Below are 20,367 nucleotides of genomic sequence, written 5' to 3' on the forward strand. Positions count from 1 at the left end.
GCTGCAATCGAGGCGCAGCCGGTCAGATCGGCAGGCTTGGACTAGAGTCCGCCGTCCGTCAGGTCTTTTACCTTCTTGGCTGCGTCGTCCGCTGCTTGGTCGACGGTCATGGCTCCAGTCAGGGCATTCTGCAGCATGTCGGGGACGATGATGTTCATGATCTCGGGCGCCTGTGGCAGCGCCGGGAACGGGATGCCGTACGGCAGCATCGAGGTCGTGACATCAAGGAACTTGATGTTATCAAGACGTTCCTTCATCCATTTGGTCTTGAAGCCGTTAAGGTTTCCCGGGTTCGAGCCGGCATAGGCCATCTTCAGCGACCATTCGGGGCTCGTCCACATGCAGATGATAGCCTTTGCAGCCGGCTCGTCTACCTTGCCGCCCTCCACATATTCGGGCTTCAGGATGTGAATGTTGGAGCCGCCAAACACGACGGCACGTTTGCCGTCGGGGCCGGTCGGAATCAGACCGTAGCGCATGTTGTCGATGACGGTCTGCGCCTTGTCCTTGTCGCTGCCCGTCGTCTTCTTCTGGAGGTCGAGCATGACGTTGTAGTCGGACGGGTGCGAGATCATCATGCCGAGCTGGCCAGCGAGGAAGAGGGGCTGGTTGTCGGCCTGCTGGTTGGTGAGCGCCGAAACGGGAACCGACTTGTCGCGAACATACATATCGTAGGAGGCTTGCAATGCCGCCTTGCTCTGCGGGCTATTGAGCTCGACCTTCTTATAGGTCGGGTTGGCGGTGGCTTCATCGAAGACGCCGCCGCCATAGGCCCACAGCTGCGGCATGAAGCGGTACGGCGTATTGCCGGCATTCTTGCGAGCCACGAGGCCGTAACCGGCAATGCCGAGTTTGTCGTGGATCTGCTTGGAATACTTGACGACGTCGTCCCAGGTTGCCGGAGCCTTTTCCGGATCGAGGCCTGCACGCTTAAAGATGTCGGCGTTCCAGATAAACGCCATCGTCTCATTGTTGGTGGGAATGCCGTAGGTCACCCCCTCCCAGGTTACAGCCTTCATTGCGCCGGGCCAGAAATCCTCGGTCGAATACCCTACATCCTCGGGTTTGAGCGGCTGCAAATAGCCCTTTGAGGCGAACTCGGTGCCGCCCAGGATCTGCAGGCGGACCGCCATGGGCGCTGCATTGCCAAGGAGTGCGGTCCGGAACTTATCCAGCAGGTCGTTATAGGTGAGGGCTTGTTCCTCAAGCTGGATGTTTGGATAGGTTTTGCGGAAGGTCTCGAAGAACTCCTTGTAATATTGGCGCAGGAGGTCGGGGTCGCCCTCGAACACGCCCTGATACCAGAAAGTCAGTCGCCCCTTGTAGTCGAGCGGCGTGACCTTGGCGCAATCGGCCGCGGTGTCAAAATCCTGTGTGCCGGCAATGGAGCGCACATATTGCGGCGACCACTTGCTCAAGTCGACCGGCGCACCCAGCGCAGACGCGGACATCAACGATACCATCAAAACAGTGGAGACAGTGCCGCGCAGGACGGCACCACCGAGTGAAATCCTCGTCATAGGTATCCTCCAGGTTCTCTCCCATGCCGCTCTGCGTCGAGGCGAGCGGTCTTTGCTCGTGGCCGCGGGACGTTTCCAGCCAAATGTATTTTTTCGAGCTCATCATACGTTTTCAGATCAGAGATTGCCTGTCAACTAGCAAAATCGTACATTGTTTGTAGCAACATCGCGTGATATCCGAGCAATATGTGTATTCATGGGGACAGCCTTGGCCGAAACAAGCGATTTTAAAGCACAGCCACCCGAAGGGATCGACGCTATCGGGGCCTCCAGCGAGGGTGCCTCGCTTTATCAACTGATCAGGGAAGACATCATTGAAGGGCGGCTCGCTGCCAACGAACGGCTTGTGGTCACCGATCTCGCCCGGCGCCATGGCACTTCGACCAACCCCGTGCGCGAGGCTCTGCAACTGTTGCGCGGGGAGGGCTTTGTCACCCTCGTTCCCAACCGCGGAGCGCGCGTCCGGCCAATCGATCAGGATTTCGTTCGGGACATCTACGAGATCGGAGTCTTGATCGAGCCGGCACTGACCCGATGGTTCGTGAATATGGCCACCGTCGAGGACATTGCTGAACTCGAACGCATCCAAGGCCTGATTGAAGAGAACGACTTCGTCGACACGTTGAGGCACAGCGAGCTGGACACCGCCTTTCACACCGTCATGTATCAAAAGCACTACAACCGCCATGCCGCCGAGCTTTGGTGGAAGCATCGCGAAGTGCTTCGAGCCGTGAGCCGGCGCTTCAACTTCACGCTCGCCCGGCGTGCCGCGATCCTGAGCGAGCATCGCGAGCTCATCGCGCATGTAAAAGCTGGAAATGCGAACGAGGCTGCCGAACTCATTGCACGCCATGTCGAAGGCTCCGGCCGGCACATCCTCGAACACATGCGTGCGCGTAACGCCGCTCGGGCAGGATAGAATACAGGACCTGGAATACCGTTATCCCGACCACTTCAGATAAGGCAGTTGAGATGAAAATCACCAGCGTTCGGCCGTGGCTCATCAAATCCGATGCTTCTTATTGGGGAGAGTATCTGTTCGTTGAGGTGACAACCGACGAGGGGCTGAGCGGCTGGGGAGAGATCACCACCACGACAAGGCTCGCCAATCGCGCGCTCTGCACGATCCTGCGGCAGATCGGTGCCGCTGTGACAGGCGAGGACCCGGCGCGTATCGAGTATCTGTGGCACAAGATATTCCGCAGCTTCACCTACATGGGCAGTCGCGGCGCCGCAGTCGAATGCGTGAGCGCCATCGACATAGCCCTTTGGGACATCCGAGGCAAAGTCCTTGGCAAGCCAATTTACGAGCTGTTGGGTGGACCGGTACGCGATGAAATTGCGCTCTACACCCACCCCAACCAGGCCAAGTTTACCAGCAAGGAGGCTGTGGTCCGGGAAATTCGAGACATCGTCGAGTCAGGCCACACTGCGCTCAAGTTCGATCCTTTCCCCTACCAAGGCCACACCGCGGATGGTCAACCTCGCGAACAGCGGGACGGTTACCTCGATGGCAGCATGAGCCGCAAGGATGAGCGCGAAGCTGCCGAACTGACGGCTCTGATCCGCGAAACGGCAGGCCCTGATGTCGACATCCTCATCGATGCGCATGGCCGGTTTGACGTTCCCACTGCCATTCGCCTTTGTCGAAGCCTCGAGGAGGCTGGTCAGATCGACTGGTTCGAGGAGCCCTGTCCACCGGAGAGCCTCAGCGCTCTCAGACAGGTCCGTGAGAAGGTCAGCGCCGCGATCTCATGGGGCGAGCGTGGCCACACGAAGTGGGATTTCGTGCCGGTGCTCGAAAACAGGCTCGCCGACTACATCATGCCTGATGTCACCTGGACCGGCGGCATTACCGAACTCAAGAAGATTTCCGCCTTATGCGAAGCCTACTACATCCCGGTCTCGCCGCACGACGCCGCAGGACCGATCAACGTGGTTGCGGGAGCGCAGGTGATGATGACCGTTCCTAACTTCTACAAACTCGAAACGTCAGAGTGGAACCTGGGCAAATACGATCACCTCATCGACAGGCCGCTCGATGTTTCGAACGGCAGCCTCAAGCTTACGCCCAAGCCTGGTCTGGGCGTCGAAATGAACCGCGACTACCTTCAAAGCCACGAGATAGAGTTGGACTAGCAACGCTCCATGCCGCCGCAGCCGTGCGCGGCGACGAACCCCGCCGACAGAACGAGGATAAATCATGCCAGAAGCAGATGAAGCCGACGAGGCGCTCAATCGGGTGAACACGCATTCCAAGCCGTCCGACCTTCGCATTACCGACATGCGGGTCGCCGAAATTGTCGGCGCGCCGTTCACCTCGGTGCTGCTCAAGATTTACACGAACCAGGGCATCGTCGGACTTGGCGAGGTGCGCGACGGCGCCAGCGCCACCTACGCGCTAATGCTGAAAAGTCGGTTGCTCGGCGAGAACCCTTGCAACATCGATCGACTATTTCGCCGGATCAAGCAGTTCGGCGGGCACGGCCGGCAAGGCGGCGGCGTATCGGCGGTCGAAATCGCGTTGTGGGATCTTGCCGGCAAGGCCTATGGTGTCCCTATCTACCAGATGCTCGGCGGCCGGTTTCGGGAGAAAGTGCGCGTCTACTGTGATACCGACGCCACCGTGCCGAGCGGTACCGAGACCGGCAAGCGCCTCAAGCAGCGCATGGAGCTAGGATTCACCTTCCTCAAGATGGATCTGGGATTGATGCAGATCGCGGATGTGCCCGGCGCGGTCGTGTTTCCTGCCGGCTCACTGGAAGGGTACCGGGACAGTCCGGGCCGCGGACCGCTGAAGACCCTTGAAGAGCGGCGCGTCCGCAACGCTGCCTACGATTTGCATAATGTCCCGCACCCGTTTACCGGCCTGCACTTTTCCGACAAGGGCCTCGACCTGCTTGAGCAATACATCGCCGAGGTTCGTGAGGTCATCGGCATGGATGTGCCGCTGGCGATCGACCATATCGGCCATATCTCCATGCAGAACGGCATTCGCCTTGCCAGGCGAATTGAAAAATACGTCCCGGCCTGGCTCGAGGATGTGATCCCCTGGCAGTATACCGAGCAGTACCGACAACTGCAGGACGCCACCACGGTGCCGATCTGCACTGGCGAGGACATATACCTCAAGGAGGGCTTCGAGCCTCTGCTGAAGAGTGGCGGCGTCTCGGTTATCCATCCGGACCTGCTTACCAGCGGGGGCATCCTCGAGACCAAGAAGATCGGCGATATGGCGCAGGACCATGGTGTCGCCATGGCCATCCACATGGCAGAAAGTCCAATCGCCGCAATGGCCGCCGCACACTTGGCGACCGCGACCGAAAATTTCATGGCGCTCGAATACCATTCCGCCGATGTCGACTGGTGGGACGATATCGTCACCGGCCTTCCCAAGCCGCTGGTGAAGGACGGCTTCATCACTGTTCCGGACAAGCCTGGCCTGGGGATTGACGACGTCGTCGACGAGGTGATCGCGCAACATCTGCAGCCGGGTGTCACCGGCATCTGGCGCCCCACGGATCACTGGGACGATGAATATTCCTGGGATCGCACCTGGAGCTGAGGCGAAAAGGAACAAAGATGAAGATCACCGATCTGCGCTGCGCCGTTATCGGCAAACACCCGATCGTGCGCATCGTCACGGACGAGGGCCTCTATGGCTTGGGCGAAGTCGAGTTCACCAAGTCCTACCTCAAGCCCTTTGTGCTGCATTTCCGCGAGGCGCTGATCGGCGAAGACCCGACCGACGTCGAGAGAGTCATGCTGAAGATCCGCCAACGCGGCTCTTTCAAGCCGTACGGCGCGGCAGTGAGCGCTATTGAGCATGCGCTGTGGGATATTGCCGGCAAGGCCGCGGGCGTGCCCGTCTATAAGCTGCTCGGCGGGAAGGTGCGGGATAAGGTGCGGGTCTACAACGGCTCGATCCGCCGGAAACGCACGGGCGACCGGCCGGAAGATTACGCGGCTGACGCCAAATGGATGATGGAGCAGCCGCAGAACTTCTTCATGGTCAAGCAAGGAATCTCGTTCCACTCCAACATGAAGGACACCATCGAGGACTTCCACTACGGCGTGACGCAGAAGAAGGCCGGCTATCACGGCGCTATGGATCAGGGCGTGATCAGCGAGCGCGGTTTCAATCACATGCTCGACTGCGTGATCGCGATGAAGGAAGTGCTGGGCGACAAAGTCAGCCTGGCGCTCGACTGCGGCCCGGGCTGGATGCTGCCCGATGCGATCAAGTTCGCTCGCGCGGTCGAGAAGTACAATTTGATGTGGCTCGAGGACATGCTGACTGGCGACTACGTGCCGTGGGTCAATCCGCAGGCCTATCGGGAACTGACCATGTCCACGTCCACGCCAATCCACACTGGCGAGCAGATCTACCTGCGGCACAATTTCAAGGAACTGATCGAGACGCAGGCGGTGCGCGTCATCGGCCCCGATCCGGCCGATATTGGCGGTATTGCCGAACTCAAATGGGTCTCCGAGCACGCCTACATGCACTCGATCCTGATGGCGCCGCACGGGACCGCCAACGGCCTGCTAGGCCTCGGCGCGTTGATCAATGTCTGCGCCACCTTGCCTGCAAATTACATCGCGTTCGAATATCCGAGCGCCTCCGACCCCTGGTGGGAGGATCTGGTAGTCGGCTTGCCGCCGCAGATCGTGAAGGACAGTATGGTGGACCTGCTGGAAGCGCCGGGGCTCGGCCTCGATATCGACACCGCAGCGGCCAGGCGATATCTCAGGGAAGAGGATGCGGGCTTCTTCGACTGAACCCATTAAGGGGCTATTGCCCCACGGGCCGCATGATGTCCGCAATGTCCTTGCCACCCACATTCCGAAGCAGACCGGTTCGTATGAACAGGCGAGCTGCGCGATCCAAGATACGCGGGCGACGCGGGTCCTGCCAACCCCATGGAAACGAAGCGCCAGGCGGAGCGGTATCCATTTCGGATCGATCGCGACCAGGCGCTGCTCGAAACTTCTGCCTTATCTTTTGGCAAATCTGGCGTATATTTGAGTGTATGAATATAGATCGGGTGACCGTGCGGCCCCGGAGGTATTGCCGAGAGGCAATCCGTATTTTCGCTTTGGCATTGGTCTGGGGTTCAGCATTCCTGTTTTCCGTCGCCCCGACAGCGGGCTCGGAACGCGTCGCTTTACTGCTGCGATTGAATGGCGCCGTCAGCCCGGCGTCCGCCGACTATCTGATACGCGGCATCCAGCTTGCCAACGATCGTAAAGTGGCGTTGGTCGTCCTGCAAATGGATACGCCCGGCGGTCTCGATACGTCGATGCGGGACATCGTTCGCGCAATCCTTGCCTCGTCTGTGCCGGTCGCGAGCTACGTGGCTCCAAGCGGCGCCCGTGCGGCCAGCGCCGGCACATACATCCTCTATGCCAGTCATATCGCCGCCATGGCGCCGGGGACTAATCTGGGCGCCGCAACGCCCATTGCTCTCGGTGGGAGCGGACAAGACAACGGCCAGAACGGCGACAGCAAGGAGCGACAGTCGCCCAACGCTGCAGAGGCAAAGGCAGTGAACGACGCGGCTGCCTATCTTCGGGGGCTGGCCGAGTTACGCAATCGCAACGCCGACTGGGCGGAAAAGGCGGTACGGGACGCAGCCAGCCTCTCATCGACTGCGGCCGAACGCGAAAAGGTCATCGATTTCGTCGCGCTCTCCGTCGACGAGCTGATGGCGAAAGCCAATGGTCGCACGGTACGGGCAGGAGGAGTGGACATCCGGCTTGATACGACGGGCCTCGCTGTCCAGAGCATCGAGCCTGACTGGAGAACACGCCTGCTTTCGGTCATCGCCGACCCGAATGTCGCTCTCATGCTGATGGTCATCGGCATTTACGGCCTGATATTCGAGTTTCTCACGCCCGGAGCGGTTATCCCGGGAACAGTCGGCGGCATATGCCTGCTGCTCGGTCTCTACGCCCTGGCACTGCTACCGGTCAGCTATGCCGGCGTCGGCCTTATCGTGCTTGCGGTTGCTCTCTTTGTCGTGGAGGCGCATGCACCGACATTCGGCATCCTCGGCCTTAGCGGTGCGGTCGCCCTCGTCCTGGGCGCAACCATTCTCTTCGATACGGATGTGCCCGATCTGGAAGTGAGCCGGCAGGTCCTGGTTGGTATCGGTGTTTCGGCCCTCGCCTTCAGCCTCATTGTCGTTCGCCTTGCATTCGGCGCGCGCCGGCGTGCCGTGGCGACCGGTGCGGAGCAGATGATCGGCATTTCGGGGAAAGTCTCCAGTTGGACGGGCACGACCGGCTACATTGTCACGCATGGAGAGCGCTGGAGCGCCGCCTCCGCCGAACCGCTCACGGACGGAGACGACGTGACGGTCATTGCGAGAGATGGGTTAACCCTCGAGGTCACCCGTGATCCCCACAAGAATAGGGGACCTCAAGAAAGCAAGGAGAAGCGCAGATGACCATGATTGGAGGTTTCATCTTCTATATCGTCGCAGTCGTCCTGTTGCTGATCACCCTGGCGAGCGCGATCAAGATCTTGCGCGAGTATCAGCGGGCCGTCGTCTTTACACTTGGCCGATTTACCGGCGTGAAAGGCCCCGGATTGATCCTGCTTGTTCCCTACGTACAACAAATGGTGCGGGTCGACCTGCGCACGCGCGTGCTCGACGTACCCAGCCAGGACGTCATCTCCCATGACAACGTTTCGGTTCGAGTCAGCGCGGTGATTTACTTCAGGGTCATCGATCCGGAGAAGTCAGTGATTCAGGTCGAGGATTTCATGGCAGCCACGAGCCAGCTTGCCCAAACGACGCTGCGCTCGGTGCTCGGCAAGCACGATCTCGACGAGATGCTCGCGGAACGCGACAGGCTCAACGAAGATATCCAGAGAATGCTCGACGCCCAAACGGATGCGTGGGGCATCAAAGTGGCCAATGTTGAGATCAAGCATGTTGACATCAACGAGTCGATGATCCGTGCGATTGCAAGGCAAGCTGAGGCAGAACGCGAGCGGCGTGCAAAAATCATAAACGCCGAGGGCGAGCAGCAGGCTGCGGCAAAGCTGGTGGAAGCGGCTGAAATGCTGGCCAGACAACCGTTGTCAATGCAACTGCGCTACCTGAGCACGCTGAACGTTATTGCCGGGGAAAACAGTTCGACGATCATATTCCCGTTCCCCATGGAACTCATCCATCTCCTGGGCGGCAAAGCAGACAAGCCAACTGAATGAGCAACGGCATGTCCTCGGCGACAAGCCGGAGGCATTGTGTTGCCTGCCTAGCCGTTTACTTGCTCAAACGCTTCGGCGAAGATTCACAACGCGTCCTGCGGTGACGGGACATCGACGCGAATGGCCCGCGAGAAATTCGGCGAAAGACCGTCGTCGTGCGCCCTTGCAGCGATGTGTGCGGCTGAGCGCAGTTGCGACAGGGGAACCGAGATATCCAGCGCGCCCCGGGTCATAGGTGTATTCCGGCAGGTATCCGTTGACGACGAGGCGCCAGTCTGTCGGCACGGCGTCGCCTGCGACGCGCATCATCTTGACGATGGTCATCGTGGAGTTGGTCGTCAGCGAATTGTAGAAGACGGGCGTGGCCGCTGACGAGCGACGTCCGGAGCCCACGCGCCATTTGCCGGCGGTTCGATCGTGCTCCACCAGACGAGGACAAGGACGAACGCGGCCGCAAACGCGAGGACTGCACGAAAGCGCCTTCTGCCAAAGAGGGCCACGATGACCCAGGCGCCAAAAAGCCCGAACAAGATGGCGCTGGCGTGCCTGCCGATCTCGGGCAACGGCAAGCGGTACCAAAGCGCGAGCGACGACCAGGCCAATGCAAAGGCGACAAGCAACAGGAGCACTGCAATGATGATCGCACGGATCGGTCAAACCATTTTTGCTTTTCCAAACGAGTTTGAAGCATCCGTCCTGATCATTGGACCCTATCGGTTTCCCGACTCGAAGCCCAGAACCTATCCGAGGCGACGGGGCACGGGATCCTCCATTTTGGTATGGCTGGAATTCCGTTGGCGTGACCGACGTTGCCAACAGGCGTGACAAGACCGAGAATTCCTCCGCGACCCTATTCCTCTCCCTTCAGAGCGTCGGGGGACTAAGGGAAAGGCCGCCAACACGACGAATTCTCGCAGCTATCCGTCTTCGAATTTTCAATGTGGGGTGCGGCCGCCATCAACTGGCCGGCCCGGTTTGTCTCCAGCTTGGATCCGGCTAAACGCTGCTTTTCTTTGATTTTCTCCGGAAGAAAAGGAAGGCCACTATAATGACACACGTGAACCTGGACATCGCGCTGATCTTCCGGCCCTACCTCGATGAGGCGTAGCGCGCTTCTCCTATTTGCATCCCAAGGTGACCGTCACCACCACGGAGGGCGCCGTCGAGGTGAGCAGTTCCGACGCGAAACGACGGGGCGTTCTCCGTAAGAGGGCTAGTGGGGCCTGATTTTAGGCGTCTCGCATCCCTCTACTCTCCGGCCGTTGCAAATACCGCGCTGGCATCGCTGACAATTTCCACATGAGAATATGCCGCCTGCCCCGCGGCCGCGGCGTCCGCGCGCATGATCGCAGTCACGATCCGGCCGTGCTCCTCATAGGATTTTGCCAGACGCCCGGGCAAACGGAATTGTGCCCGCCGAAAAGGTGCCAGTCGCGCCCGCGTCTGCATCACCATCTCGAATACATGATCATTATGCGCGCCGCGATAAAGCCGGGTGTGGAATTCGGTATTGTGAGCAGAGTATTCCTCTTCGGCCCCGGCATGCACCAGCCTCATCGATGCCCGATGCTCCAACTCCAGCGCGCGCCGCTCGTCGACCGTCATGCGCTCGGCCGAGAGCCTGGCGCAGATTGCTTCAAGCTCCGCCATCGCCTCAAACATCGAATGCAGGTAGGACTCGGTGACATTGGTAACGAGGGCACTGCGGTTTGGCTCACGCACGACCAATCCCATGGCGCCCAGCTCACGCAAGGCCTCGCGTACCGGCGTGCGCGAAACGTCGAAACGAACCGCAAGCGATACCTCGTCCAGCTTCGCGCCCGGCAGGATCTCGCCTGTGACGATCATGTCGGAAATCGCCCGCACCATCTGTTCGACGGTGGTTCCGGTGCGGATCACTTCTCTGCGTCTGGTCTGCTTCACAATACGAATCTGCTCACATCAACACTCTGCATACAGATGCAGCTCGAGGTCCGATAAGTCAAATATGGCAGTGAAGCTGTTGTTAAATTTCCGCTTTCTGATGAATAAGGGAGCTTTAGTAGCACAGTGTAGCAGCAATTACGCGGACAATATGAGCAAAAAATACCTGTTGCTTACTTTTTACTCAACTGATCAGACAATCTGCATGCACTTTTGCAGTGCGCGAGTTTTGCAAATAAAATAAATAATAAAAAACAATAGATTGATTTATGGCACGCTCATTGCATGCACTTTTCTGTACTCGTTCGCAACCGTCCCAACGCCGCAAGGAGCATTCCGATGACCAAACTCCTTTCCATGAACCGCCGCAATTTCCTCCAGGCTTCCGCTGCCGGTGCGCTCGCCGGCGCCATGCCGGGCCTTATCGGCTCTCCCGCTGCAGCCCAGACCGCGCTGACCGTCGGCTTCATCTATGTCGGCCCCAAGGACGACTACGGCTACAACCAAGCGCATGCGGAAGGTGCCGCCGTGGTCAAGGCGCTGCCGGGCGTGACCCTGGTCGAAGAAGAGAATGTTCCTGAAACCGTCGATGTCCAGAAGACGATGGAGTCGATGATCAATCTCGATGGCGCGACCCTGCTGTTTCCGACCTCCTTCGGCTATTTCGATCCCCACATGCTGGCCATGGCCGCCAAATATCCCGATATCCAGTTCCGCCATTGCGGCGGCCTCTGGCAGGAAGGCAAGAATCCCGCCAATACTGGGTCCTATTTCGGCTATATCTTCCAGGGCCAGTATCTGAACGGCATCGCCGCTGGTCATGCGACGAAGAGCAAGAAGATCGGCTTCGTCGCCGCCAAGCCGATCCCGCAAGTTCTGCAGAACATCAACGCCTTCCTGCTTGGAGCGCGCACAGTGGATCCTGGTATCACCTGCCAGGTGATCTTCACCGGTGAATGGTCGCTCGCCGTCAAGGAGGCCGAAGCCACCAACGCGCTGGTCGACCAGGGCGCCGACGTCATCACCTGCCACGTCGATAGTCCCAAAGTGGTCGTCGAGACGGCGGCCGGCCGCGGCGCCTTCGTCTGCGGTTATCACGCCAACCAGAGCCCGCTTGCTCCCGAAAAGTACCTCACCGGCGCCGAATGGGCCTGGGGCAACGTCTACAGCGACTTCGTCAAGAAGGCGCAGGCCGGCGAAAAGCTCGGCAACTTCGTGCGCGGCGGCCTGAAGGACGGCTTCGTCAAGATGAGCACGCTTGGCCCCGCCGTGTCCGCCGAGGGCCGCAAGGCTTTCGAAGTCACGCAGGCGGAGATGATGAAGGGCGGCTTCTCGGTCTTCAAGGGACCGTTGAAGGACAATAAGGGCGACACTGTCGTTGCCGCCGACAAGAGCTACGCCGAAGACGCGATCGAGCTCGAAAGCATGAATTATCTGGTTGAGGGCGTCGTCGGGTCCACGGCGTAAACCGCGAAGGGAGAAGCGCCATGACCATCGAGGCCAATGATCCCGCACTATCGATCGCTTCGGAAAAGCCTACTTCGCTACGTCCCATCCTCGAATGGATCGCGCGGCGCGCCGAACCTGTTGTCATCGCCCTTGCGGCCATCCTGATCGGTCTTGCGCTCTTCTCCCTCTTCATCCTGGCGGTCGGTAAGTCGCCGGTCGCCCTCTTCCAACTGATGTATACCGGCGGCTTCGGCAGCTGGTTTTCGGTGCAGAACAGCTTAAGCCGCGCCGCACCCCTTCTCCTGACGGCGCTCTGCGTCGCCCTGCCCGCCCGTCTCGGCCTCGTCATCATCGGCGGGGAAGGAGCGGTCGTGCTGGGCGGCGTTGCTGCCGCAGCCATGGCTCTGCCGCTCGCCGGCACTGCGCCCGTTTTCCTCACCCTCATTCTGATGGCGATCGCTGCCATGGCGGTCGGCGGCATCTGGATCGGCCTTGCCGGCTTCCTGCGCCACTATCGCGGCGTCAACGAAACCATATCATCGCTGCTGCTCTCCTATATCGCCATTGCCCTGATGAACCAGTTCGTCGAAGGGATGCTCCGCGATCCTGCAAGCCTCAACAAGCCGTCGACCAGGCCGCTGCCGGCGGAATATATGCTCGGCAAGATTCCCGGCATGGACGTGCATTGGGGTCTCGTCATCGGCATCCTCGCCTGCATTGTGTCCTGGATCGTGATGGAGGCGACGAGCTACGGTTTTGCCGCCCGCATTGCCGGCGGCAACGTGCGCGCCGCCCAGATCCAGGGACTGCCTGTGGGAAAACTGATCGCGGGATTTACGGCACTCGCCGGCAGCTTTGCCGGTCTGGCGGGCATGATTGAAGTGGCGGCGGTGCAGGGAAGCGCAAATGCCTCGCTTGCCGCCGGCTACGGTTATACCGGCATCCTCGTCGCCTTCCTCGCCAGGCACAATCCGCTGGCGATCATTCCGGTCGCGATCCTGCTCGGTGGCATCGACGCCTCGGGCGGCCTCATCCAGCGGCGCATGGGCCTGCCGGATGCGACCGTTCTGGTGCTGCAGGGGACGCTTTTCATCGTCATTCTGTTCTGCGAGACCTTCTACGGCCGCTTCAAGATCTTCAATCCCGACCTCTGGAAAAGGAGCCTCTGATGGAAGAGACAGGCATCGGCATCTGGGGCGTGCCGCTGGCGATCTTCGCGGGCGCCATCCGCGTTTCCACCCCATTCATCTTCGTCAGCCTCGGCGAGACGATCACCGAACGCTCCGGTCGAATCAATCTCGGCCTGGAAGGCACGCTGGTCTTCGGCGCCATGACGGCCTATGCGGTGGCCGTCATGACCGGCTCGCCGACCCTCGGCGTGCTGGCTGCCATGATGGCCGGCGCAGTCTTCGGCCTCATCCACGGCTGGATCTGCAAATTCCCCAAGGTCAACGACATCGCCATCGGCATCGCCATGATGCAGTTCGGTCTCGGCATGGCGTTTTTCCTCGGCAAATCCTTCATCCAGCCGGTGGCGCCGAAACTGCCCTCGATCCCGCTCGGTGGCTGGTCGAGCACTCCGCAGATCCAGGCGGCGCTGAATATCAACGTGCTGTTCTTCATCGGCGCAGCCCTTGCCCTCTTCCTGTTCTGGGCCTTCAAGAACACCCGCATCGGCCTGATCCTGCGCGTTGTCGGCGACAGTACCGACGCGGCCCGGGCCATGGGCGTCCACCCGGACCGGGTTCGCCTGCTGGCGACGGCCGCCGGCGGCTCGCTGGCGGCGATCGGCGGCGCTTACCTCTCGCTCTACTATCCGGGCTCGTGGAACGAAGGCATCTCGTCGGGCCAGGGCCTGATGGCCGTGGCTCTCGTGATCTTCGCTCGCTGGAACCCGATCGGCTGCTTTCTCGCTGCCCTGCTTTTCGGCGGTGCCGGCGCGCTCGGCCCGGCGCTGCAGTCGGTCGGCGTCACGCAAGGCTACTACCTCTTCTACGCCGCTCCTTACGTCCTCACCCTCGTCATCCTGATCGCCACGTCCTCGCCCACCCGCTCGCTCGCCGGTGCGCCGGGTGCCCTGTCGCTCACGAAGTAACGGAGCTTGCCGATGAATGGACTTGGCGGTCTCAACAAATCCGAACATGGCGTCGGCATCGGCCTGGTACAGCTCCAACTGCCGGTGACCCTCACCAAAGCGGATCTGGCAAAACAGACGCATGTGATCGTCGATCTGGTGGCCAAAGCACGGCGCAACCAGCCGGGCATGGACCTGGTCGTCTTTCCCGAGTATGCGCTGCACGGCCTCTCCATGGACATCAATCCGGAGATCATGTGCAAGCTCGACGGGCCGGAGGTCGCGGCCTTCAGGAGGGCCTGCAGGGACAACGCGATCTGGGGCTGCTTCTCGATCATGGAGCTGAACCCTGGCGGCATGCCCTACAATTCCGGCATCGTCATCGACGACCAAGGCGAGTTGAAGCTCTATTATCGCAAGATGCATCCCTGGATCCCCGTCGAGCCCTGGGAGCCCGGCGATCTTGGCATCCCTGTCATCGAAGGCCCGCGAGGCGCCAAGCTCGCACTGATCATCTGCCATGACGGCATGTTCCCGGAGATGGCGCGCGAATGCGCCTATAAGGGCGCCGAAATCATGATTCGTACAGCCGGCTACACGGCGCCGATCCGCGATGCCTGGCGTTTTACCAACCAGGCCAATGCCTTCTGTAATCTGATGGTCACGGCCAACGTTTGCATGTGCGGCTCGGACGGAACGTTCGATTCCATGGGTGAAGGCATGATCTGCAATTTCGACGGCACGATCATCGCCCACGGCACCTCCGGCCGCGTCAACGAGATCATCACCGCCGAGGTGCGTCCCGACTTAGTGCGCGAGGCCCGGCTCGGCTGGGGCGTGGAGAACAATATCTATCAGTTCGGCCATCGCGGCTATGTCGCCGTCGCCGGCGGCGCGCAGGATGCGCCCTACACCTACATGCACGACCTCGTCGCCGGCAAATACCGCCTGCCTTGGGAAGACGAGATAAAGGTCAAGGACGGCACGTCCTGCGGATTTGACAAGCCAATGCGCCGTTACGGCGAACCCCTCAAACCTGCCGCGGAATAGGAGAGAGAATGATGGACGCGATGGTCGAAAGCGAAGGGCATTTTATCGACGCCGATCCCTATCCGTGGCCCTATAACGGCGCTCTGAGACCGGACAATACCGCCCTCATCATCATCGACATGCAGACCGATTTCTGCGGCAAGGGCGGTTATGTCGACCATATGGGCTACGACCTGTCGCTGGTGCAGGCGCCGATCGAACCCATCAAACGTGTGCTTGCCGCCATGCGGGCCAAGGGCTACCACATCATCCACACCCGCGAGGGCCATCGCCCCGATCTTGCCGATCTGCCGGCCAACAAACGCTGGCGCTCGCAGCGGATCGGCGCCGGCATCGGCGATCCCGGCCCCTGCGGTCGCATCCTGACGCGGGGCGAACCTGGCTGGGACATCATCCCCGAACTCTACCCGATCGAAGGCGAGACGATCATCGACAAGCCCGGCAAGGGTTCGTTCTGTGCCACCGACTTCGAACTCATCCTCAACCAGAAGCGCATCGAGAACATCATCCTCACCGGGATCACCACCGATGTCTGCGTTTCGACGACGATGCGCGAGGCAAACGACCGCGGCTACGAATGCCTGCTTCTGGAGGACTGCTGCGGTGCGACCGACTACGGAAACCACCTCGCCGCCATCAAGATGGTGAAGATGCAGGGTGGCGTATTCGGTTCCGTCTCCAATTCCGAAACCTTTGTGAGCCAGTTGCCATGAGTACCGTTCGCGACACGCCCCTCCCCAAGACCGGCAAGGCGGTCGGCATCGATACGCTCGGGATGACCATGCGCTTCGGCTCGTTCACTGCGCTCGACAACGTCTCGCTTGCCGTTCCGGCCGGCTCCTTTCACGCGCTTCTCGGCGAAAACGGCGCCGGCAAGTCGACGCTCGTCAAATGCATCATGGGCTTCTATCACGCCACGTCAGGCTCGCTGTCGGTCGACGGCCGCGAGGTGGCGGTCGCCTCCCCCAAGGACGCCGCCACCTATGGGCTCGGCATGGTCTACCAGCATTTCACCCTGGTTCCCTCTCTAACCGGTGCGGAAAACCTGGTCATCAGCCGCACCGAGGTCCGCGCGGTGATCAACTGGGCCAGGGAACGCAAGGATCTAGCGGATTTCATGGAGCGCATGCCGTTCAAGATCCCGCTCGACAGGCCGGTAAGCGAGCTTGCCGCCGGCGAAAAGCAGAAGCTCGAAATCGTCAAGCAGCTCTATCTCGGCCGCTCCTTCCTCGTGCTCGACGAGCCGACCTCGGTGCTGACGCCGGCCGAAGCCGACGAGATGCTCGGCATCGTGCGCGGAATGACCGAGCGCGGCGAACTCACCGTGCTGATGATTTCCCACAAGTTCCATGAGGTGACGAAGTTCGCCGATGCCGTCTCGATCCTGCGGCGCGGCAAGCTGGTCGGTACCGGCAAGGTTGGCGAACTCTCCACTGTCGAGATGGCGGCGATGATGATCGGCGACGTCAAGCTCGCCGAGCTCGACAGCCGTCTGCCGGTGGCCGAAGCGGCAAGACCGGTGTTGACCGTAAGCCAAGTAAAGGCCCCCGATCGCTCCGGCCTGAAGACGATCGAGATCGACGCGCTGACAGTCCGCTCCGGCGAGATCGTCGGCATCGCCGGCATATCGGGCAACGGCCAGAAGGAGCTGACGGAGATTCTCGCCGGCCAGCGCCCGACCGATGCCGGTAAGATCATGGTCAATGGCGAGGCTTACGGCGCCACCCGCGATGAGACGCGCAAGAACAAGGTGCGTTTCATCCCGGAAGAGCCGTTGCAGAACGCCTGCGCACCCAAGATGACCGTGAGCGAGAACCTTGCGTTCCGCACCTTCGACTTGAAGTCGGACGGCAAGGACGCGATCTGGCTGAACAAGGGCAGTATGAAGAAGCGTGCCTCGGCGCTGATCTCCGACTTCAAGGTCAAGACCGCCTCTTCCTCCTCGCCGATCGCAGCGCTTTCGGGCGGCAACGTGCAGCGGGCGGTGCTCGCCCGCGAACTGACCGGCGATGTCGATCTGCTGATCGTATCGAACCCCTGTTTCGGTCTCGATTTCTCGGCCGTTGCCGAAATCCGTGCCCGTATCATGAAGGCGCGCAATTTGGGTGCCGCCGTGTTGCTGCTGTCGGAAGACCTCGACGAACTGCTCGAGATGTCCGACCGCATCATGGTCATTTCGGAAGGCAAGCTAGTTTACGAGACACCGGCACGCTCGGCCGATATCGGCGTGATCGGCGCCCACATGGCGGGACATCATTGATGGCGAAGATCAAAGCCGAACCTTTCGCCTTTCCGGTGAAGCATGATGAACTTGCCCTCATCGTCATCGACATGCAGCGCGATTTCGCCGAGCCCGGCGGCTTCGGTGCAAGCCTCGGCAATGATGTCAGCCGCATCACCAGGATCGTGCCTGATGTCAAACGCCTCATCCAAGGCTTCCGCAATGCCGGTCTGCCTGTGATCCATACGATGGAGTGCCATCGGCCGGACCTTTCTGACCTGCCACCGGCAAAACGCGACCGCGGCAATCCTTCGCTCAGGATCGGCGACGAAGGCCCGATGGGCCGCATTCTGATCTCCGGCGAACCCGGCACGGCAATCCTGCCGGAACTCGCTCCTGTGAAGGGCGAAGTCGTCATCGAAAAACCCGGCAAGGGTGCCTTCTACGCCACAGACCTCGGCAGGGTGTTGCAGGAGAAGGGTATCAGTCAGCTCGTCTTTGCCGGCGTCACCACCGAAGTCTGTGTGCAGACGACGATGCGCGAAGCAAACGACCGCGGCTATGAGTGCCTGCTTGCCGAGGAGGCGACGGAAAGCTATTTCCCGGAATTCAAAGCCGCAGCCATCGCCATGATCCGCGCTCAGGGCGCGATCGTCGGCTGGACCGCTCATGTCGACGACATTCTGGAAAGCATCGCCCATGCCTGAAACGACCCGCGAACTGCTGAGCCCAGGCGGCTGGAAGGCGCTGGAATTCGGCCCTTTTCGCGACGCTGTCACCATTCACTGGATCCGCCCATTCGAGGGCGATCAGCCGGGTGTGGCGCTGTTGAGATATGAGCCCGGCGCCTCCGTTCCCCGCCATCGCCACGAAGGACTCGAGACCATTCTGGTGCTCGATGGCGTTCAATCCGACGAGACGGGCGATTACAGCAGCGGCAGTTATATCGTCAATGCGCCGGGCAGCGAACACTCGGTCTGGAGCGATACCGGCTGTGTCGTGCTCATCCAGTGGGACCGGCCCGTGAAAATACTCGAAGGCGAAATTGCCTGAACCCGATATCTCCCGAGGTCTGCCCGATGATCCGGAAGGACATGAGCGTCGGAGCAGCATCGAGGCGCCGCGATCGATATAGGTGTCCAGGAATTGTTCGAGCCGGAGGTTTCTCGGCCGCTTGAAGACATCCTTCGGTGGGCCGGTGAACAGCACCTTGCCGTGATCGAGAAAGATGATCTGCTGGCCGACTGTCGCGGCAAATCCGATCTCGTCGGAGGCGTCGGCCATCGCATGACGTTCAGCACCTCGCCGGTCAACTCGGGATCAGTGACTAAGTCAATTCGTCAAAGAGCATGATCTTCGAGTTGAGGGCAAGGGCGCGGACGATGGCAACGCGCTGCTGCTGCCCTCCCGAAAGCTGCGAGGGATAGTGCCCTGCCCTCGAGACCGACCTTGGCGAGCCGGGCCATTGACCGCTCCTCTGCATCCCTACGGTTCATCTTGTGAGAACCGTCTTCAGCGCTTCGCTGACATTGCCCAGCGCCGTCATGTGTGACCAGAGATTGAACTGCTGAAACATCATCCCGATCTGCCGGTTCACAGCCGCCGGCATCCGCTCACGTGCGACCTTAGCGTTTTCCGCAAAGCCAAGCACCTCGCCGTTGACGGTATGAAATCATCCCTCAACCATATGCCACTTCGCAAGCGGCGCGAGATTGGCCGCGTTCTGGAAATTCTCCACGAGGAATTCGAGGACGCGTTGAAGGATGGTACGGCAGAATTCAAGAAGCGCGGCAGGATCTTGAAGATCATCCTGTTCGGCTCCTACGCCAAGGGTGGGTGGGTCGATGAACCCTTCACGATGAAGGGATATCGCTCCGATTTCGATCTCTTGATCATCGTCAACAACCGCAAGCTCTTGCCTATCCCTTCCAGCGGCCTTCGCCACATCCGGACTGGCCTGATTTTGCTCCGCCGATGACAATAATCTTGTGTAAAATCCGATACTAGGGCACAATTTGCGAAGGCATCTGAAGTTGCGGCGCAATCTCAAATCCGGCCATCTCGCGCCGAGTGACAGTTCGCGCCGGAGGGTCGGCGTCGATGGATCAGGGGTTCTTTCTTCTGTTCGCTACGGTATCCGTGATCACGGCCCTGACGATGGTCCTGGTGCGCAATCCGGTTCACAGCGCATTGGCGCTGATGGCGTGTTTCCTGCAGGTCTCGGCAATCTTCGTCTTGCTCGAGGCACCGTTGCTCGCGGTCATCCAGATCTTCGTTTATGTCGGCGCGATCATGGTCCTGTTCCTGTTCGTGATCATGATGATCGATGTGCGCGAAGCGGTGTTGCAGCGGTTCTTGCCGGGCGGAAACCTCCCGGCACTGGTACTGCTCGTCCTGCTCGGGGTCGAGATGCTCGTGCTGGTGCTCTGGAGCGACCGTTTTTCGGTCATGGAGCCCGTCGCCATGGGCGGCGGCGATGACGTCAGGCAGCTTGGCACAGCACTTTTTGCCGACTATCTCCTGCCGTTTGAAACCGCCTCCGTAATCCTGCTGGCGGCCTTGGTCGGTGCCATCATGCTGGCGCGGAAGGAGCAGGGGTGATGGTTCCGCTCTGGTGGTATATTGTGCTCGGCGTGGTCCTCTTCGTGATCGGAGCGGCGGGCGTGCTGCTCAGGCGCAATATTCTCGTCGTCCTGATGTCGCTGGAGCTGCTGCTCAACTCGGTCAACATCAATTTTATCGCTTTCGGGCGTTACCACGCCGATTTCCGCGGGCAGATCTTCGCGATCTTCGTCATCGCAATCACCGCGGCAGAGGTTGCCGTCGCCCTCGGTATCCTGGTCGCCCTCGTGAGGAACAAATCCACCCTCAAGGTCGACGACGTGACGGTGATGAAAGGATAGCGGCT

General features: G+C 60.3%; 19 protein-coding genes and 3 pseudogenes. 18 read left to right on the forward strand and 4 right to left on the reverse strand.

What is annotated here, in order from left to right; genetic code table 11:
- Nucleotides 1–41: 41 nt before the first annotated feature.
- Nucleotides 42–1,520: an ABC transporter substrate-binding protein gene (locus tag EFB14_RS11585; RefSeq protein ID WP_125842401.1), complete on the reverse strand. Its 1,479-nt coding sequence runs from the start codon at nucleotides 1,518–1,520 to the stop codon at nucleotides 42–44.
- Nucleotides 1,521–1,728: 208 nt separating this feature from the next.
- Between EFB14_RS11585 and EFB14_RS11590 the strand changes: the two genes are divergently transcribed.
- From EFB14_RS11590 to EFB14_RS11620, 6 genes are all read left to right on the forward strand, one after another.
- Nucleotides 1,729–2,439 carry a GntR family transcriptional regulator gene (locus EFB14_RS11590; protein WP_125842399.1) on the forward strand — a complete coding sequence of 237 codons (711 nt, stop codon included), beginning with the start codon at nucleotides 1,729–1,731 and terminating at the stop codon, nucleotides 2,437–2,439.
- 53 nt (nucleotides 2,440–2,492) lie between these two features.
- Nucleotides 2,493–3,659, forward strand: a complete 1,167-nt coding sequence (locus EFB14_RS11595) for a mandelate racemase/muconate lactonizing enzyme family protein (protein ID WP_125842397.1) — start codon at nucleotides 2,493–2,495, stop codon at nucleotides 3,657–3,659.
- Nucleotides 3,660–3,723: 64 nt separating this feature from the next.
- Entirely contained in the window at nucleotides 3,724–5,085 is a 1,362-nt protein-coding gene (locus EFB14_RS11600) for a mandelate racemase/muconate lactonizing enzyme family protein (protein ID WP_126825438.1), read from the forward strand.
- Between the two features lie 17 nt (nucleotides 5,086–5,102).
- A complete protein-coding gene (locus tag EFB14_RS11605) occupies nucleotides 5,103–6,302 on the forward strand; it encodes a mandelate racemase/muconate lactonizing enzyme family protein (protein WP_126825441.1) in 1,200 nt (399 codons plus the stop codon).
- A gap of 251 nt (nucleotides 6,303–6,553) precedes the next feature.
- Nucleotides 6,554–7,972, forward strand: coding sequence for an NfeD family protein (locus EFB14_RS11615; RefSeq protein ID WP_126825447.1), 1,419 nt, complete (start codon nucleotides 6,554–6,556; stop codon nucleotides 7,970–7,972).
- Nucleotides 7,969–8,742, forward strand: a complete 774-nt coding sequence (locus EFB14_RS11620; RefSeq protein WP_125842392.1) for a slipin family protein — start codon at nucleotides 7,969–7,971, stop codon at nucleotides 8,740–8,742. Before EFB14_RS11615 ends, EFB14_RS11620 begins: the two co-directional genes overlap by 4 nt.
- 83 nt (nucleotides 8,743–8,825) lie before the next feature.
- Here the strand turns inward: EFB14_RS11620 and EFB14_RS11625 are convergent.
- A pseudogene (locus tag EFB14_RS11625) lies at nucleotides 8,826–9,362 on the reverse strand (hypothetical protein).
- Between EFB14_RS11625 and EFB14_RS33390 the strand changes: the two are divergent.
- On the forward strand, nucleotides 9,244–9,567 hold the full coding sequence (locus EFB14_RS33390) for a hypothetical protein (protein WP_245438241.1): 324 nt from the start codon (nucleotides 9,244–9,246) through the stop codon (nucleotides 9,565–9,567). The pseudogene EFB14_RS11625 and the gene EFB14_RS33390 overlap by 119 nt on opposite strands.
- A gap of 423 nt (nucleotides 9,568–9,990) precedes the next feature.
- Here EFB14_RS33390 and EFB14_RS11630 read toward each other — a convergent pair whose 3' ends face one another.
- Entirely contained in the window at nucleotides 9,991–10,665 is a 675-nt protein-coding gene (locus EFB14_RS11630) for a GntR family transcriptional regulator (protein WP_125842390.1), read from the reverse strand.
- A gap of 339 nt (nucleotides 10,666–11,004) precedes the next feature.
- Between EFB14_RS11630 and EFB14_RS11640 the strand changes: the two genes are divergently transcribed.
- Genes EFB14_RS11640 through EFB14_RS11675 form a run of 8 tightly spaced genes read left to right on the forward strand, consistent with a single transcriptional unit; the run spans nucleotide 11,005 to nucleotide 18,512 of the window.
- Nucleotides 11,005–12,132, forward strand: a complete 1,128-nt coding sequence (locus EFB14_RS11640; RefSeq protein ID WP_126825450.1) for a BMP family ABC transporter substrate-binding protein — start codon at nucleotides 11,005–11,007, stop codon at nucleotides 12,130–12,132.
- Nucleotides 12,133–12,152: 20 nt separating this feature from the next.
- Nucleotides 12,153–13,283 carry an ABC transporter permease gene (locus EFB14_RS11645; RefSeq protein WP_126825453.1) on the forward strand — a complete coding sequence of 377 codons (1,131 nt, stop codon included), beginning with the start codon at nucleotides 12,153–12,155 and terminating at the stop codon, nucleotides 13,281–13,283.
- A complete protein-coding gene (locus EFB14_RS11650) occupies nucleotides 13,283–14,209 on the forward strand; it encodes an ABC transporter permease (RefSeq protein ID WP_125842384.1) in 927 nt (308 codons plus the stop codon). The genes EFB14_RS11645 and EFB14_RS11650 overlap by 1 nt, the downstream gene beginning before the upstream one ends.
- Nucleotides 14,210–14,221: 12 nt before the next feature.
- Nucleotides 14,222–15,238 (forward strand): formamidase, encoded by a 1,017-nt coding sequence (locus tag EFB14_RS11655; protein ID WP_126825456.1) that lies wholly within the window; start codon nucleotides 14,222–14,224, stop codon nucleotides 15,236–15,238.
- A gap of 11 nt (nucleotides 15,239–15,249) precedes the next feature.
- A complete protein-coding gene (gene biuH / locus EFB14_RS11660; RefSeq protein WP_125842697.1) occupies nucleotides 15,250–15,951 on the forward strand; it encodes a biuret amidohydrolase in 702 nt (233 codons plus the stop codon).
- On the forward strand, nucleotides 15,948–17,498 hold the full coding sequence (locus tag EFB14_RS11665) for an ABC transporter ATP-binding protein (protein WP_126825459.1): 1,551 nt from the start codon (nucleotides 15,948–15,950) through the stop codon (nucleotides 17,496–17,498). Before biuH ends, EFB14_RS11665 begins: the two co-directional genes overlap by 4 nt.
- Nucleotides 17,498–18,166: a cysteine hydrolase family protein gene (locus EFB14_RS11670; protein WP_126825462.1), complete on the forward strand. Its 669-nt coding sequence runs from the start codon at nucleotides 17,498–17,500 to the stop codon at nucleotides 18,164–18,166. Before EFB14_RS11665 ends, EFB14_RS11670 begins: the two co-directional genes overlap by 1 nt.
- A complete protein-coding gene (locus EFB14_RS11675) occupies nucleotides 18,159–18,512 on the forward strand; it encodes a cupin domain-containing protein (protein ID WP_126825465.1) in 354 nt (117 codons plus the stop codon). The genes EFB14_RS11670 and EFB14_RS11675 overlap by 8 nt, the downstream gene beginning before the upstream one ends.
- 51 nt (nucleotides 18,513–18,563) lie before the next feature.
- On the opposite strand, the pseudogene EFB14_RS11680 reads toward EFB14_RS11675, so the two are convergent.
- A pseudogene (locus EFB14_RS11680) lies at nucleotides 18,564–19,125 on the reverse strand (ATP-binding cassette domain-containing protein); the annotation flags it as partial.
- Between EFB14_RS11680 and EFB14_RS11685 the strand changes: the two are divergent.
- The 3 genes and pseudogenes from EFB14_RS11685 to nuoK form a co-directional block, all read left to right on the forward strand.
- A pseudogene (locus EFB14_RS11685) lies at nucleotides 19,126–19,374 on the forward strand (nucleotidyltransferase domain-containing protein); the annotation flags it as partial.
- A 185-nt stretch (nucleotides 19,375–19,559) separates the two neighbouring features.
- Nucleotides 19,560–20,060 (forward strand): NADH-quinone oxidoreductase subunit J, encoded by a 501-nt coding sequence (locus EFB14_RS11690; RefSeq protein WP_125842373.1) that lies wholly within the window; start codon nucleotides 19,560–19,562, stop codon nucleotides 20,058–20,060.
- Nucleotides 20,060–20,362: an NADH-quinone oxidoreductase subunit NuoK gene (gene nuoK, locus EFB14_RS11695; protein ID WP_007819572.1), complete on the forward strand. Its 303-nt coding sequence runs from the start codon at nucleotides 20,060–20,062 to the stop codon at nucleotides 20,360–20,362. The genes EFB14_RS11690 and nuoK overlap by 1 nt, the downstream gene beginning before the upstream one ends.
- Nucleotides 20,363–20,367: the final 5 nt, after the last annotated feature.

This window comes from Rhizobium fabae (assembly GCF_003985135.1).
Classification (GTDB): Bacteria; Pseudomonadota; Alphaproteobacteria; order Rhizobiales; family Rhizobiaceae; genus Rhizobium; species Rhizobium pisi.